18 protein-coding genes are annotated in these 14,772 nt (G+C 66.3%); 11 read left to right on the top strand and 7 right to left on the bottom strand.

Features of this window, described 5'->3' with window-relative positions:
* Window positions 1-15: 15 nt before the first annotated feature.
* Entirely contained in the window at window positions 16-891 is an 876-nt protein-coding gene (locus JNJ68_RS04710) for an RNA polymerase factor sigma-32 (protein WP_294979633.1), read from the bottom strand.
* A gap of 67 nt (window positions 892-958) precedes the next feature.
* On the opposite strand from JNJ68_RS04710, the gene cobU reads away from it, so the two are divergent.
* The 4 genes from cobU (at window position 959) to JNJ68_RS04690 (ending at window position 4,721) form a co-directional block, all read left to right on the top strand.
* A complete protein-coding gene (cobU, locus tag JNJ68_RS04705; RefSeq protein WP_294979631.1) occupies window positions 959-1,489 on the top strand; it encodes a bifunctional adenosylcobinamide kinase/adenosylcobinamide-phosphate guanylyltransferase in 531 nt (176 codons plus the stop codon).
* Window positions 1,486-2,049 (top strand): histidine phosphatase family protein, encoded by a 564-nt coding sequence (locus JNJ68_RS04700; protein ID WP_294979629.1) that lies wholly within the window; start codon window positions 1,486-1,488, stop codon window positions 2,047-2,049. Before cobU ends, JNJ68_RS04700 begins: the two co-directional genes overlap by 4 nt.
* A gap of 75 nt (window positions 2,050-2,124) precedes the next feature.
* Entirely contained in the window at window positions 2,125-2,997 is an 873-nt protein-coding gene (locus JNJ68_RS04695) for a glutathione S-transferase (RefSeq protein ID WP_294979627.1), read from the top strand.
* 206 nt (window positions 2,998-3,203) lie between these two features.
* A complete protein-coding gene (locus tag JNJ68_RS04690) occupies window positions 3,204-4,721 on the top strand; it encodes a YifB family Mg chelatase-like AAA ATPase (RefSeq protein ID WP_294979625.1) in 1,518 nt (505 codons plus the stop codon).
* 29 nt (window positions 4,722-4,750) lie between these two features.
* On the opposite strand, the gene JNJ68_RS04685 is transcribed toward JNJ68_RS04690, so the two are convergent.
* The 4 genes from JNJ68_RS04685 to JNJ68_RS04670 form a co-directional block, all read right to left on the bottom strand.
* Window positions 4,751-4,891, bottom strand: a complete 141-nt coding sequence (locus JNJ68_RS04685) for a hypothetical protein (protein ID WP_294979622.1) — start codon at window positions 4,889-4,891, stop codon at window positions 4,751-4,753.
* On the bottom strand, window positions 4,888-5,019 hold the full coding sequence (locus JNJ68_RS04680) for a hypothetical protein (RefSeq protein ID WP_294979619.1): 132 nt from the start codon (window positions 5,017-5,019) through the stop codon (window positions 4,888-4,890). The genes JNJ68_RS04685 and JNJ68_RS04680 overlap by 4 nt, the downstream gene beginning before the upstream one ends.
* Complete coding sequence (locus tag JNJ68_RS04675; protein ID WP_294979618.1) at window positions 5,016-5,576, bottom strand: alpha/beta hydrolase; 561 nt, start codon at window positions 5,574-5,576, stop codon at window positions 5,016-5,018. The genes JNJ68_RS04680 and JNJ68_RS04675 overlap by 4 nt, the downstream gene beginning before the upstream one ends.
* A 98-nt stretch (window positions 5,577-5,674) precedes the next feature.
* Complete coding sequence (locus JNJ68_RS04670; RefSeq protein WP_294979615.1) at window positions 5,675-6,148, bottom strand: Lrp/AsnC family transcriptional regulator; 474 nt, start codon at window positions 6,146-6,148, stop codon at window positions 5,675-5,677.
* Window positions 6,149-6,358: 210 nt separating this feature from the next.
* On the opposite strand from JNJ68_RS04670, the gene JNJ68_RS04665 reads away from it, so the two are divergent.
* From JNJ68_RS04665 to cysA, 6 genes are all read left to right on the top strand, one after another.
* Window positions 6,359-6,814, top strand: coding sequence for an Rrf2 family transcriptional regulator (locus tag JNJ68_RS04665; protein WP_294979613.1), 456 nt, complete (start codon window positions 6,359-6,361; stop codon window positions 6,812-6,814).
* Between the two features lie 249 nt (window positions 6,815-7,063).
* Window positions 7,064-7,252 (top strand): hypothetical protein, encoded by a 189-nt coding sequence (locus JNJ68_RS04660; RefSeq protein WP_294979610.1) that lies wholly within the window; start codon window positions 7,064-7,066, stop codon window positions 7,250-7,252.
* A gap of 77 nt (window positions 7,253-7,329) precedes the next feature.
* Window positions 7,330-8,445, top strand: a complete 1,116-nt coding sequence (locus tag JNJ68_RS04655) for a sulfate ABC transporter substrate-binding protein (RefSeq protein WP_294979607.1) — start codon at window positions 7,330-7,332, stop codon at window positions 8,443-8,445.
* A 62-nt stretch (window positions 8,446-8,507) separates the two neighbouring features.
* Window positions 8,508-9,344 carry a sulfate ABC transporter permease subunit CysT gene (gene cysT, locus JNJ68_RS04650; protein ID WP_294979604.1) on the top strand — a complete coding sequence of 279 codons (837 nt, stop codon included), beginning with the start codon at window positions 8,508-8,510 and terminating at the stop codon, window positions 9,342-9,344.
* Window positions 9,337-10,197, top strand: coding sequence for a sulfate ABC transporter permease subunit CysW (gene cysW / locus JNJ68_RS04645; protein ID WP_294979602.1), 861 nt, complete (start codon window positions 9,337-9,339; stop codon window positions 10,195-10,197). Before cysT ends, cysW begins: the two co-directional genes overlap by 8 nt.
* A 9-nt stretch (window positions 10,198-10,206) precedes the next feature.
* Window positions 10,207-10,926: a sulfate ABC transporter ATP-binding protein gene (gene cysA, locus JNJ68_RS04640; protein ID WP_294979600.1), complete on the top strand. Its 720-nt coding sequence runs from the start codon at window positions 10,207-10,209 to the stop codon at window positions 10,924-10,926.
* Window positions 10,927-10,944: 18 nt separating this feature from the next.
* On the opposite strand, the gene JNJ68_RS04635 is transcribed toward cysA, so the two are convergent.
* The gene (locus tag JNJ68_RS04635; RefSeq protein WP_294979598.1) at window positions 10,945-13,380 is read right to left on the bottom strand and encodes an AMP-binding protein; all 2,436 of its coding nucleotides are present in this window, start codon (window positions 13,378-13,380) and stop codon (window positions 10,945-10,947) included.
* A gap of 246 nt (window positions 13,381-13,626) precedes the next feature.
* On the opposite strand from JNJ68_RS04635, the gene JNJ68_RS04630 reads away from it, so the two are divergent.
* Entirely contained in the window at window positions 13,627-13,905 is a 279-nt protein-coding gene (locus JNJ68_RS04630) for a hypothetical protein (RefSeq protein ID WP_294979594.1), read from the top strand.
* Between the two features lie 63 nt (window positions 13,906-13,968).
* On the opposite strand, the gene JNJ68_RS04625 is transcribed toward JNJ68_RS04630, so the two are convergent.
* Window positions 13,969-14,706, bottom strand: a complete 738-nt coding sequence (locus JNJ68_RS04625) for a DUF72 domain-containing protein (protein ID WP_294979591.1) — start codon at window positions 14,704-14,706, stop codon at window positions 13,969-13,971.
* Between the last annotated feature and the right edge of the window lie 66 nt (window positions 14,707-14,772).

Raw genomic sequence — 14,772 nt, 5'->3', positions numbered from 1 at the left:
CCGAACCCACGGAGGTCATGCCAGGAAATGCCGCAGCTCCTGGGACTGGCCTTCCAGGTTGCGGCGCATCTTGGCGAAGGCCGCAGCTTCCAGCTGGCGGATGCGCTCTTTCGACAGGCCCAGTTCCACACCAAGCGACTCCAGCGTCCGGCCCTCGCCCTTCAGCTTGCGTTCGGCGACGATATAGCGTTCGCGCGGGTTCAGACCCAGAAGCGCCTCTGCCAGCCAGTTACGCAGCAGCTCGGCATCATGCGCGGCCTCGACCGCCTCGGCGGCCTGCACACCCTCGTCCTCCAGCGCCTCGATCCATTCGCGGCCCTCCTCCACACTCTGCACCGCGTTCAGCGAAAAGTCCGAGCCCGAGAGCCGCCCTTCCATCATCTCCACATCCGCCAGCGGAACATCCAGCTCCTCTGCGACCTGCCGACGCAGGGCGACCGGGTCGAGAGGCTCGCCACGCTCCCATCCTTCGCGTTCCAGCCGGGCCTGCACCCGGCGCAGGTTGAAGAAAAGCGACTTCTGGCTGGAGGTCGATCCGGTCCGCACCATAGACCAGTTGCGCATCACATAATCCTGGACTCCCGCCTTGATCCACCAGACGGCGTAGGTCGAGAACCGCACGCCCCGATCAGGGTCGAACTTGTCGGCCGCCTTCATCAGGCCCAGGCTCGCCTCCTGGATCAGGTCGTTCATCGGCGCGCCATAGCGGCGGAAGCGCGCCGCCATGCTGATCGCGAGCCGCATATAAGCGGTGATCAGCCGGTGCAGCGCCCTCTCGTCGCGGAAATCGCGCCAGGCCCGCGCCAGTTGCACCTCGGTCTCGGCATCCAGAAGTTCTGCCTTCATCGCTTGGCGCGAGACGTTCCGGTCGGTATATCCGTCCAGGGCCATGGCCACCTCCTGTCCGGGTCGTGGCGACGTTCTCGCCCTGCCCGCTATCCTTTTACGGAGCAATCCCGTGCCCGGATCACTGCCGCCCCTTACCCTCGTCGTCGGCGGCGCCCGGTCTGGAAAGTCCGCCTTCGCCGAAGGCCTCGTCACCGCTTCCGCCCGGCCCCGCCGCTACATCGCCACCGCCGAACCTCATGACGACGAGATGCGCGACCGCATTGCGAGACACCGCAGCGACCGCGGCACCGCCTGGACCACGGTCGAGGCGCCGCTCGCCCTCGCCGCCGCCCTGGCCGAGGCCCGGCCGGAGGAGGCCGTCCTCGTCGACTGCGCGACGCTCTGGCTGACGAACCACCTCCTCGCCGACCATGACCTTGGCGTCGAGACCGCCCGGCTTCTCGCCGCGCTGGCGGCCTGTCCCGCCCCCACCGTCATCGTCAGCAACGAGACTGGCTGGGGAATAGTTCCCGAAAATGCGCTGGCCCGGCGCTTTCGCGACGAACAGGGGCGGTTGAACCAGCGCCTCGCCGCAGTCGGCGGGCTGGTGGTGACGGTGATCGCGGGCCTGCCGATGGTGCTGAAGGGCCGGTTGCCATGACCCGCTTCTGGCTCGTCCGCCACGGCCCGACTCATGCCAGGACGATGATCGGCTGGACCGACCTGCCCGCCGACCTCTCCGACAGCGCCGCCCTCGCCCGGCTGTCCGCCCATCTGCCGCCCGAGGCGCCCGTCGTCTCCTCCGACCTCGCCCGCGCCGTGGCGACCGCCGATGCGCTGGGACCCCGCCCACGCCTGCCGCACGACCCGGACTTGCGCGAGATCCACTTCGGCCAGTGGGAAACCCGCCCCTTCGCCGAGATCGAGGCCGAAAGCCCGGACCACATCCGCGCCTTCTGGGAAAGCCCCGGCGACATCGCCCCCCCCGGCGGCGAAAGCTGGACTGCACTGACCACCCGCAGCTGGGCGGCGCTCGACCGCCTGCACGGGCTCGCTGCCGACATCATCGTCGTCGCCCATTTCGGCCCCATCGTCGCGGCGCTGCAACGGGCCGAAGGGATTTCCCCCGAGGCCGCTTTCGCCCATCGCATCGACAATCTTTCCGTTACCAGCCTCGCTCTCGCCCCGCCGAAGGTCTTTTCGATCAATCACCGTCCGTGATGGCACTGCCCACAAATCTTCGTTTCCCCTCACCGCCCGCGCCGGGTCAAATGTACGGGAAAAAGGACAAGACGCATGACCTATGATCTCGTGATCGGCGACCGCGGCTATTCCAGCTGGTCGTTGCGCGGCTGGCTTCTCTTCGACGCTTTCGGCATCCCGGTCCGGACGCATTCCGCCCGGCTCTACACCGACCAGTTGGCGACGGTGCTGAAGGACTACTTCCCCGCCCGCACCGCGCCCACGATGCGCACGCCCGAGGGTTCGGTCGTCCCCGAGACCATCGCCATCGCCGAGGAACTGGCGACCCGCCACCCCGGGGCCGGGCTCTGGCCCGCCGATCCGCACGCCCGCGCCACCGCCCGGGTCCTCGCCGCCGAGATGCACGCGGGCTTCGTCGCGCTGCGCACGCATTGCCCGATGAACCTGCGCGTCAGCTACACCGACTGCCGGCCCCCGCCCGAGGTCCTGGCCGACCTTGCCCGGCTCGAAACCCTCTGGGCCTGGGCGCGCGAGACGACCCACTCCACCACTCCCTGGCTCTGCGGGGCCTACAGCGCCGCCGATGCCTTCTTCGCCCCCGTCGCCAGCCGCATCGCCACCTACAACCTGCCGGTCGGCGCGCAGGCGATGCTCTACGTCAACGCCCAGCTTTCCCACCCCAGTTTCCGCCGCTGGCGCGCGATGGGCCTTGTCGACGGCGCGGATCAGGAGTTCTACCGTCGTGACTATCCCCGGCGCGACTGGCCCGGTCCCGTCCCCCTGCCCGCAAGCACGGTGGACTGCGCCGACACCGTGAACGCCGACTGCCCCTATTCCGGCAAGCCCGTCACCCATGCGCTTCAGCTTTACGGACGCCGCTTCGGCTTCTGCAACGCCTTCTGCCGCGACAAGACCCTGGCCGATGCCGAAGCCTGGCCGAAGTTCATGGCGCTTTACCAATCGTAAACCATTTCGCCCTAGCCGTTAACCAAGGTGAATCGGGTGGGGCGCATGGGCCAGTCCAGAACTACGCGGCGCATTTTCTGTCCGCAAATATCCCCGCCGGAGGCAAGGGCCGAGCCTCTGCGCGCCCTTCGCGCGCAGAGGCGAGACAAAAGGCTTGCGCGGAACGCGCTCGATTCAATAACCGCTCCAAGCCGCGAAACGCCGAAATGACCGCCCGCGCCTATACCGTCGCCTTCGAGGGGGTCGAGGCCCGCCTGGTCGAGGTGCAATGCGCCGTCTCGCCCGGATCGCCGTCCTTCACCCTGGTCGGCCTGCCCGACAAGGCGGTGACCGAGGCCAAGGAACGGGTCCGCGCCGCGCTGCAAGCCCTGTCCATCGCGCTTCCCGCCAAGCGGATCACCGTCAATCTCTCGCCCGCCGATCTGCCCAAGGAGGGCTCCCACTTCGATCTGCCCATCGCCGTCGCCCTCCTCGCCGCCTTGGAGATCATTCCGCGCGAGGATGTCGAGGGCACCGTCGCCCTGGGCGAGTTGTCGCTCGACGGCCGCCTCGTCCCCGTAGCCGGGGCGCTTCCCGCCGCCATGGCCGCCGCGGTCGAGGATCGCGCGCTCCTCTGCCCCCGCGCCTGCGGGGCCGAGGCCGCCTGGGTCGGCGCAACACAGGTCCTCGCCGCCGCCTCGCTCGACGAGGTTCTGCACCATTACACCGGCCGCACGCCGCTTGCCCCCGCCGAGGCGGGCGAGGTCGTCCGCGAAACCAGCCCTCGCGACTTCCGCGAGGTGAAGGGCCAGGAACGCGCCAAGCGGGCGTTGGAAATCGCCGCCGCAGGCAGACATCACCTGTTCATGGTCGGCACGCCCGGCTCGGGCAAGTCCATGCTCGCGGCCCGGCTTCCCGGCATCCTGCCTCCGCTCTCCGCACCCGAGGCGCTGGAAACCTCAATGATCCACTCCCTCGCGGGTCTCCTGACCGAAGGCGGCATCTCGCGCGACCGGCCCTTCCGTGAGCCGCACCACACCGCCAGCATGGCTGCCATCGTCGGCGGGGGCCGGGGCGCGAAACCGGGCGAGATCAGCCTTGCCCACAACGGCGTCCTCTTCCTCGACGAATTCCCCGAATTCCCCCGCACCGTGCTCGACACCCTGCGCCAGCCGATCGAGACCGGCACCGTCATGGTCGCCCGCGCCAATGCGCATATCCGCTATCCCTGCCGCTTCCTGCTGATCGCCGCCGCCAACCCCTGCAAATGCGGCTATCTCTCGGACCCCAATCGCGCCTGCGGCCGCGCGCCGGTCTGCGGCGAGGACTACCTCGGCCGCATCTCCGGCCCGCTGATGGACCGCTTCGACCTCCGCGTCGAAGTGCCCCCCGTCGCCTTCACCGACCTCGACCTGCCGTCCTCGGGCGAAAGCTCCGCCACCATCGCCGCCCGCGTCGCCGCAGCCCGCGACCGCCAGACCCCCCGCTTCACCGACGCCCCCGACCTGCGTGTCAATGCCGACCTCGAAGGTGCCGCGCTGGAGGAGCACGCCACCCCCGACGCCGAAGGCAGGGAACTTGTCGGGCGTGTCGCCGAACGCATGGGCCTCTCCGCCCGGGGCTACCACCGCGTGCTGCGGGTGGCCCGCACCATCGCCGACCTCGACGATAGCCCCTCCGTCCGCAAGCCGCATATCGCCGAGGCGATCAGCTTCCGCCTCACTTCTGCTATCGGAGGGCTCTAGGCGATGACTGCGGCTACGGGCAGGCTGCGTCAGCCCAGCAGGAACGCGGCCGTGATCAGGGCAAGAAGCACGAGGCACAGCACGAGAACCGGGCCCCCTGCCTTCGCCTCACGAGGCTCCCCCCTGGCGAAGAGCTCCAGGAAATGCTGGTCGAAACGTCCGTCGTTCATGGCAGCCCTCCGAGAAGCAGGTCGGGGGCCAGCACCAGCACCATCGCGCCCAGGTAGGCCGCGGCAAAGACGGCCAGCGCGACATAGCTGGCGAGGCCACCGTTCGGGCTTCGGAACAGGCGGCTCATGCGCGAACCCCCTGTCGTGGCGCAAGCGTCATCGCGTTTTCCGCAAGAAGCTCGTCCCTCAGCCATTTGCCGCCCAGCCAGGGCCCGAAGCCCGAAGCGACGTTGATATGCCCGGCAAAGCCCATGTCCACCAGTTCTGCCCCCCAGGACTGCGCCAGGCTGCCCGCGCGGGTATAGCGCATCCAGGGGTCGTTGCGGCTGGCGACGACCAGCGCGGGCACCCCCAGGGGGCGTTCCGGGATCGGGCCGAAGTGACCGATCCGGTCGCTGCCCGCAGTTTCCGCCGGGGCCACCAGCATCGCCGCCCGAACCTTCAGCTGCGGCCATTTGGTCAGGATGCGCGCGACCAGCACCGCGCCCAGCGAATGCCCGACCAGCACACAATCCGGGTGATGCAGGATCATCGAGGCCAGCTCGGTTTCCCACAGCGCAGGCAGCGGTTTTGCCGGGTCGGACAGATCCACCATCAGCGCGCGCGGGTCGGTCTGCGCCCACCAATGCTGCCAGTGCGGCGCGGGCGAGCCGTCGAGGCCAGGAACGATCAGGGTCTTGGTCATCTCCACTGTCCTTCGCGAATCTGCTTCCGGGTTAAATCTAGCAACTCTGTCGTGATTCCGGGTTCCAAAGACAAAGCCCGAAAGAGAACGCCATTCCCTCATCGGTTCCGCGTGTCGACCGGGTAGGCGGTGGTGAACTTCATCCGCTCCATCGCGAAATGGCTGGTCACGTTCTTGATCGGCACCGCATCGGTCAGTCGTTTGTAAAGCGTGTCGAAGGCCGCCATGTCCTGCACCGCGACCCGCAACAGGTAGTCGAGCTCTCCTGCCATCCGGTAGACCTCCATGATCTCCGGGATGGCATCGACGGCGCGCGAAAAGGCCTCGCGCCAGTCCGGCGAATGATCCGGCGCCTCGATCCCCACGAAGACCGTCAGCCCGAACCCCAATTTCGCCGGATCGGCCAGTGCCACCCGCCGGGTCAGCACGCCGGTCGCCTCCAGCTTCTGGATCCGCTTCCAGGCCGGGGTCTGCGACAGGCCCGCCTTGTCAGCAATCTGGGCAATCGGCAGCGTCGCGTCCTGCATCAGCTCGGCAACGATCTTGCGGTCGATCAGGTCGAGGTCGGTCATGGTCCAGGCCCTTGGCAGCGGTCGTCCCCTTTCAGCATGCCGAGAAAGAAACAAAAGTCTATATTTTTTATCGTGTATAAGAAGAAGCCCGCTTTCCCTTGATTTTCTGTGGTTTCGACTGGGGTTTTCTTGTGACGCGCGGGCCAGAAAGCCCATGGTCGGGGAATCGCGACATTGATTCTCGAGATTCCGGGGCGTAGCGTTTTCCCCATGATCACGCAGAAGATGAAATACGCCCTGAAGGCGCTTCTGGTTCTGGCCGACGAGGCCGAGAAGGGCCAGCCCGAGCCGCTGACGATCGAAGAGATCGCCAAGCGCTCTGGTACGCCCAAGCGGTTCCTGGAGCATATTCTGCTGGAGGTGCGCAATGCCGGGGTGATCGCCTCGATCCGGGGCCGGTCTGGGGGCTACAGCCTGATCAAGCGTCCCTCCGACATCTCGATCTCCGAGCTTCTGCGCACCATCGACGGTCCTATCGCTCCCCTGCCCTGCCTGTCGCGCCGGGCCTACCAGCGCTGCGAGGATTGCGTGGACGAAGCCAGCTGCCGCATCCGCAAGGTCTTTGCCGAGGTGTTCTGGTCCTACCTCCTGATCATCGACTCACTGACCTTGGCAGACATGCTGCGTTCCAGCACAGTGGCGGAACAGGTGATCGGCGCGGAATGACACGCGCAAGCCACTGATCCTACGCCAATTCCCAAATGATTCTCACCCGACGGATAGTCGCGGGATAGAGAATATCATTCTATAATCACGACTATATTTGGCGAGTATTTTCCTTTGCAATACTCGACCACTCCTGTCGTTATTAAGGAACGCCGGGCAGATGCCCCGTTTCAGCGAAGGAGAAGGACGATGACTGCCGCCGTATCCCCCCGCACTGTCTTTGCGACGGCCGGGCTGGCGCACGTGCCCATGCCCCGGAGCCCTCGCGCCACCTGCGCCGTCCGGCTGATCGACCGCCGAACCGGCCAGACCCATCGCGTCAACGGCAGCCCGCTGGTGATCTTCACCCGCAACCCCGCCGAAGCCGTCGCCGATCTCCTGGAAGGCCGTGACCCGACCGTCTGGGAAGCCCGTGTCGAACCGATCGGAGCGCCGTGATGACCCATCTGCACCTTCCGCAAACCGTTCCGGGACTGAGGCCCTGCGGCCCGATCCCGTCATCCAAGGAGAAGACCATGCTTGCCACCATCGCCCTCGTCGGCACCGTGACCGCGCAAGGCCCCGTCGCCGAACGCCACCCGGACGGGCGCGTCACCATCGCCGACGGGCTGCGCCGCCTGACCGGCTGGCCCATCAGCCGCCTGAAAGGCTTTGTCGCCGCAGCGACCATCGCCACCCTCGTCCTGGGCATCGCGCCGACCCCGGTCGCCGCCGAAAGCCTGTTGAACGTCAGCTACGACCCGACGCGCGAGTTGTATCGCGACCTGAACGAGGCGTTCGTTGCCTACTGGACCGCGCAAGGCAACGAGGCGCCAACCATCGAGCAATCCCACGGCGGCTCGGGGTCGCAGGCCCGCGCGGTGATCGAGGGGCTGGAGGCGCAGGTCGTGACCCTGGCGCTGGCCGCCGACATCGACAAGATCGCGGCAGAGGGCAAGCTTCCGGAGGACTGGCAGTCGAAGCTGCCGCACAACTCGTCGCCCTATACCTCGACCATCGTCTTCCTGGTGCGCGAAGGGAACCCCAAGGGCATCAAGGACTGGGGCGACCTGGCCGCCGAGGGCGTGGAAGTCATCACGCCGAACCCGAAGACCAGCGGAGGCGCGCGCTGGAACTACCTCGCCGCCTGGGCCTGGGCGGAAAAGAACGGCCAGGATCCCGAGGCCTTCGTGAAAGCGTTGTTCGAGCATGTGCCAGTGCTGGACAAGGGCGCGCGTGACTCGACGACCACCTTCGCCCAGCGCGGCATCGGTGACGTGCTCCTCGCCTGGGAGAACGAGGCCTATCTCGCCCTGAACGAGCTTGGCGAGGACCAGTTCGACATCGTCGTCCCCTCGGTCTCCGTCCTGGCAGAACCCCCGGTGGCGCTGGTCGAGGCGAACATCAAGAATGATGAGCAGCGGAAGCTGGCCGAGGGTTATCTGAACTTCCTCTACACGCCGGAGGCCCAGGCGATCATCTTCAAGGATTACTACCGCGGCTGGGATACCTCGAAAGCCGCCCCGGAAGACGTCGCCCGTTTCCCGCAGCTTGAACTGCGCGACATCGCCTCCTTCGGCGGCTGGAAGGATGTGCAGGCCAAGCACTTCGCCGACGGCGGCATCTTCGACCAGATCTACGTCGGGCAGTAACCGTTCGCCCTGAACCAACGGGTCGGCATCCCGGTGCCGACCCGCCTTGCATGGGAAACTTCATGAGCAGACCCCTCATCCACCGATCTCCGATCCCCGGCCTGGGGATAAGCGCCGGGATCACGATCACCCTTCTCTCGCTCGTGGTCCTTCTGCCCATCGGCGCCCTGCTGGCGAAGGGCGCGATTGCCGGTCCCGAACGGCTGTGGACGGAGGTGAACAGCGCCCGCATCTGGGCCTCGCTCTGGCTGTCGTTCCGGCTGTCCTTTCTGGCCGCGCTCTTCAACCTGGTCTTCGGCGTGGCGCTGGCCTGGGTCCTGGCGCGCTACCGTTTCCCCGGTCGCCGGTTGATCGACGCCGCGGTCGACCTGCCCTTCGCGCTGCCCACCGCCGTCGCCGGCATTGCGCTGACCGCGCTTTATGCCCCGAACGGGGCCTTCGGCGCGCTGGCCAAGGACCTCGGCTTCCGGATCGCCTACATCCCCAGCGGCATCTTCATCGCGCTGGTCTTCGTCGGCCTGCCCTTCGTCACCCGCACCGTCCAGCCGGTGATCGACGAGGTCGAGCGCGAGGTCGAGGAAGCCTCCGCCACTCTCGGCGCCTCGCGCTTCCACACGATCCGGCATGTGGTCCTGCCGATGCTCGCCCCCGCCGCGCTGACCGGCTTTGCCCTGTCACTGGCCCGGGCCGTGGGCGAGTATGGCTCGGTCATCTTCATCGCCGGCAACCTGCCGATGAAAACCGAAATCGCCCCCCTGCTCATCGTCATCAAGCTGGAGGAGTTCAACTACGAAGGGGCCACCGCCATCGGCATCGCCATGCTGGCGATCTCCTTCGCGCTCCTCCTCATCATCAACGCCATCCAGGTCTGGAGCCGCCGGAGGATCGGATATGTCTGACGCACCCGCCACCTGGCGCCCCGCCACCGAGGAAACGCCCCTCGTCCGCCGCCTGCTGATCGGCAGCGTTCTGGGCATTCTTGCCCTCCTTCTTCTCGCCCCGCTCGTCGCCGTCTTCGTCGAGGCCCTGCGCAAGGGCTGGTGGGAAGCCGTCACCTCTCTCGCCAATCCGGAAGGCCTTGCCGCCATCCGCCTGACCCTGACTGTCGCCGCCATCGCCGTACCCTTGAACGCGGTCTTCGGCATCGCCGCCGCCTGGTTCATCACCAAGTACGATTTCCGCGGCAAGGCGCTGCTCATCACCCTGATCGACCTGCCGTTCAGCGTCTCTCCCGTCGTCGTCGGCCTCTGCGTCGTGCTGACCTTCGGCGCGAACACCTGGGTCGGCGGGATGATGGTCGACGCCGGCTACCCCATCGTTTTCGCCCTGCCCGGCATCGTGCTCGCCTCGATGATCGTGACCTTCCCCTTCGTCGCGCGCGAGCTGATCCCGGTCATGGTCGAACAGGGCCGGGCCGAGGAAGAAGCCGCCCTCACTCTCGGCGCCTCCGGCTGGCGCACCTTCCTGACCGTGACCCTGCCCAACATCCGCTGGGCGCTTCTCTACGGCGTCCTCCTCTGCAACGCCCGCGCGATGGGCGAATTCGGCGCCGTTGCCGTCGTCTCGGGCAAGATCCGCGGCCAGACCGCCACCATGCCGATCACCATCGAGATGCTCTACAACGAATATCTCTCCGTCGCGGCCTTCACCCTCGCCGCCGTCCTCGCCTTCCTCGGCTTCCTGACGCTCGGGCTGAAGACCTTCCTCGAAATCCGGCACGCCGACGCGCTTGCCGCCACCCGCCGCCATTAGGGGGACCAGATGCACATCGAAATCGACGAAATCTCCAAAAGCTTCGGCACCACTGCCGCGCTGCACCCCGTCTCGCTCGCCGTCCCCTCCGGCGCGCTGGTCGCGCTGCTCGGCCCCTCCGGCTCGGGCAAGACCACGCTCCTGCGCATCCTCGGCGGGCTCGAATACCCCACCTCCGGCCGCGTCCTCTTCGACGGGCAGGACGCGACGGGCCTGACGGTCCAGCAGCGCCGCGCGGGCTTCGTTTTCCAAAGCTACGCGCTTTTCCGCCACATGACGGTCTTCGACAACATCGCCTACGGGCTGAAGGCCCGCCCCCGCGCCTCGCGCCCCGCCAAGGCCGAGGTCGCCCGCCGCGTGACCAGGCTTCTCGACCTGATCCAGCTCCCGGACATCGGCGCGCGCTATCCCAGCCAGCTTTCCGGCGGCCAGCGCCAGCGCGTCGCCCTTGCTCGTGCTCTGGCCATCGAACCGCGGATGCTGCTTCTCGACGAACCCTTCGGCGCACTCGATGCCAAGGTCCGCAAGGAACTGCGTCAGGGCCTGCGCGACATCCACGACACCACGGGCCTGACCACCGTCTTCGTCACCCACGACCAGGACGAGGCAATGGAGCTGGCCGACCTCGTCGTCGTCATGTCGATGGGCAGGATCGAACAGATCGGCAAGCCGCAGGACATCCGCGCGAGGCCCGCCTCGGCCTTCGTGCGCGAATTCATCTCGGCCTGACGGTCGGCGATGCCCGGATCAGCCGGTCGAGGCTTCGCGCCGCAATGTGCGTGCCAACAGCCGTGATTGCATGACCTTCCGGTCGACCCAGGCGTAGGCATGCGCGGCCGCCACACCAACGGGGACCGAGAGAATCAACGACAGCCAAGGATGGGGCTCTCCGAAGATTTTTTCGACCACTCTGATCACCTGATAATGGGTCAGGTAGATCAACATCGAAGCGCCCGCGATCTCGGACACAACGGCCTTGACAGGGGCGGGGACCGGAACCGACCGCACGAAGATGATCAGGACGCAGCCCCCGGCCACGTAATATGCCGCGGATGTCAGCTGCCAGACCGAGAAGATGGTCACCAGCGCCAGCGCCAGCGCGAACAGGCGCGCGCGCGCATCCTTGGCTACGGCGATCACGATGCCCAGCGTGAAGCACCAGCCATAATGCCAGGGAGTCCGGTGGTAGTTGTAGTCGCCGTTCCAGAAGTGTTCGATGGTCCGATCCATCGCCACCACGACCAGGAACAGGATGAACGCGCTGAGAAGAGGCCTCTCGCGGAAGGCCTCGCGCACGCTTCGAACCGAGAACAGCAATGCAGCAAGGATCAGCAGCTGCAAATAGAACTCGATGAAGTAGAAGGTATAGCCCTTGATGTCATCCGGGTCGACATAGTTCGACACCAGAAACAGCGACGGCAGTTCGAGCCTGCGCGTGACGAACAGTTCGAGAAAGACATCCATCAGGATCGTCGGCACGGCGACGTAGCGGATCGTGCCCAGAAGCGTCCGCACGCTGCCGGACCGGATGATCTCTGGCAACTGGAAGCGGGCGACGGAATAGCCCGCCAGCAACACCAGGAAATAGGCCGCCCCCCAGTTGGAGCTGTAGACGAAGGCATCGGTGTGCAAGGCAACGATGCAGATCATGAAGAAGGCCCGCGTAAGCGTAACTGTCTCCAACCGACGCCAGGTCGAGACGTCATTCGTTTCGGAAAGCTCTTGCAGGTCGGACACACTCATCCGTTCCCAGCCATCCGGCAGCTGGCCGAACCTGCTTTCAAAGGCCAGCGAAAACTGGATGTAATGCAGCGAGTCGCCGCCGAGCGTCTCGAATGTGTCGCCGAGCAGGACCTCCTGCCCCGGGAACTCGTGCCGGAAGAGCGTCGGCACATCGCCGATCTCGACCGGCTCGGCGGGTGTCGGCGCGGGCGCAGTCGTCTGCCGCAGGGCGAACTGATCGGCCAGGACCCGGCGCTGGACCTTGCCGGTCCCCGTTACCGGCAGGGCGTCCAGCGCCATGACATGCAGCGCGCTGCCCGCCGAAATCCCCAGTTCCTGCAAGGCTGCCGTGGCGGCCTCCTTCACTTTCCCGACCGGGGCGCCCTCGCCCGCTATGGCGACCAGCACCCCGTCGCCGCGCTGCATGTCGGGGACCTTCGCCACCGCGATCTGCGCGCTTGCCGCAAGGCGCGACCGGATCCGCTCTTCCAGCTGGTCCGGAACGACCTTCTGTCCTCCGCAGTTGATCAGGTCATCGGCCCGGCCATCGAAATAAAGGTAACCGTCGCGCAGGTGGCCAAGATCGTTGGTCTGCAACCAGCCATCCGCATCGGTCAGATCGTGCAGCCCCTCGGCGTCGATCCGTGAGCGCGCCACCTGCGGCCCGCGTATCCGAATCCGCCCGTCGGCGGACAGCTGCACCTCGCCCTCGCCCACCGGACGACCGACCGACTCGAGCATTTCGCCGGAGGCGCCCGAGATGTGCAGGAAAGTGCTGCGCGATGCCTCGGTCAGACCATAATGCTGAACGATCAGCGCATTGGGGAACATCACGCTGATGCGGCGCTTCTCGTCGGCGGTCATGTGCTGCGACCCGATTTCCATCCAGCGCAGCTTCGCCCCTGCTTCGCCGATGACCTTCGGGTCGGCCAGCAGGATGCGCAGCAGCGTCGGCACAGCCGAAAGGGAATTGACCTCGCCCGCGGACAGCATGCGCGCCAGTTCAAGCGGGTCGAAGCCACGGGGCGGCATATAGGACTTGCCGCCTACGGCGCTGACCGCACGGAAGCGCGCCATTCCGAAGCTGAAGGTCGCGGGAACGCCGACATACTCCCGCACCTCGTCGGTCAGCTGCATTTGCTCGACGATGCGTTCAGTGGTGTATCCGAGGTTGCGATACGTCAGCAGGATGCCCTTCGGCAGCCCCTCGGTCCCAGAGGTGTAGCTGACCTGCGCGGGCAGATCGTCAAGGATCACCGGATGCCGGGCCGTGAACCAGCCGGTCCGCTCTTCGGGATTGATGGTGTGGGTGATCTCCAGGCCAGGAAGCTGCGCAGCCTGCATCTCGCTGCCGACCAGGACGAGAGGACGGCGATCAGCATAGAGCGCGAACAGCGTCTCGACGAAGGCAATCGAATTCCTGCGGACAACCGCGGTCGCCTGTAGTTTTTCAAAATCCATCGACATAGCCTGTGAATGCAATATCCAACGCAACAACACCGAAATGGTGCATACCAATGATAGTTGGCAAAATTAGGACTTGAAAGGCACTACCTGCGGCACCCGTTCACGTCCTGCTGAGGACATCGCGGGCCTTTCGATCCGACGGGAGGGTCAGCGTTCCAGGGGGTCAATCGCGTTAACCTTCGCGCAACGCCCGTGGTCGAGAGTGTTCTCCGGCAAAAGCGGAGGTGCAGGATGGACCCGGTGGATGAATTCGCATGGCTGAAGGCCGAGATCAGGCGTTTGCAGGACCGGGCGGAAGTTCTGCGAGAGGATTTCCTGAAGCCCGGGGCGCGGCTCAGGTCGAACCGCTTCGAAGTCACGGTAAGGCGGCAGAAACGCCGCCTTTTCCTGAAAGAGCGCCTGCCCGAAACCGTGCTGGCCGATCCGCGCTATTGGGAGGAGCGCCACAGCGAAGTCGTCACTTGCCACGAGATCGCGACGTTCCGGGCCGGGGACCCGGATATCGTCCTGATCGAGTGAGGTGAGGGGCGTGGGACGGGCAATGTGCGCACATTGTACACCCGCGGGCAAGACTTGCCCATCCTACAGCCGCTGGATCAGGGCCCGCGCTGCGGCCGGGTTGGCGGCCTTGTGGCCGGAGATCACGAAGAGGAACACGTCCCGCGCCTTGGCCATGTCGCGCAGGCGGTCAGCCCAGCGGTCGAGGTCCGCTTCGGAATAGCCGTGTGGCTCGCCCTCCCGTGTGCCCATGATGCGCAGATAGGCGAAAGGCGCCGTGGGGGTGTCGATCTGGGGGTATTCGCTGTCGGCGGCCTGTACGGCGGCGATGTTGCGGCCACGCAGCAGATCGGTGAATGCGTCGCAGGCAAAGCTCTCGTGCCGGGCCTCGATGGCGTGATGCAGCGGCAGGCCCTCCAGCCTGTCGGGCAAGAGGTCGAGGAAGGCTGCCATGTCGTCCGGGTCGAATTTCTTCGTCGGCGGCAGTTGCCAGTTGATCGGTCCGAGCTTCGGCCCCAGTTCGGTCAGGCCGGAGGCGAGGAAGCGGGCAATCGACTCGCCCCCTTCGGCGAGCACGCGGCGGGAGGTGGCGAAGCGCGGGGCCTTCAGGGTGAAGACGAAACCCTCGGGCGTCTCGCTCGCCCAGCGCCGGAAGGTTTCCGGCTTCTGGGTGCCGTAATAGGTGCCGTTGACCTCGATCGCGGTCAGCGCCCTGGCGGCGAAGGCCAGTTCGTCGGCCTGACGCAGCTCGGCGGGGTAGAAATTGTCTCGCCAGGGCTCAAAGGTCCAGCCGCCGACGCCGATGCGGATTTTTCCGGTCATGTTCTTTCTCCTTCTATGGGTCGGCGCTGGTGGTCGGGGGAGTCGGGCTGAAGCCCGACCTACGGG

The organism is Tabrizicola sp. (genome assembly GCF_016793705.1).
In the GTDB taxonomy this organism is placed as follows: domain Bacteria; phylum Pseudomonadota; class Alphaproteobacteria; order Rhodobacterales; family Rhodobacteraceae; genus Tabrizicola.
Note: the sequence above shows the minus strand (reverse complement) of the source record. Positions and strands in the feature narration are given on the sequence as shown.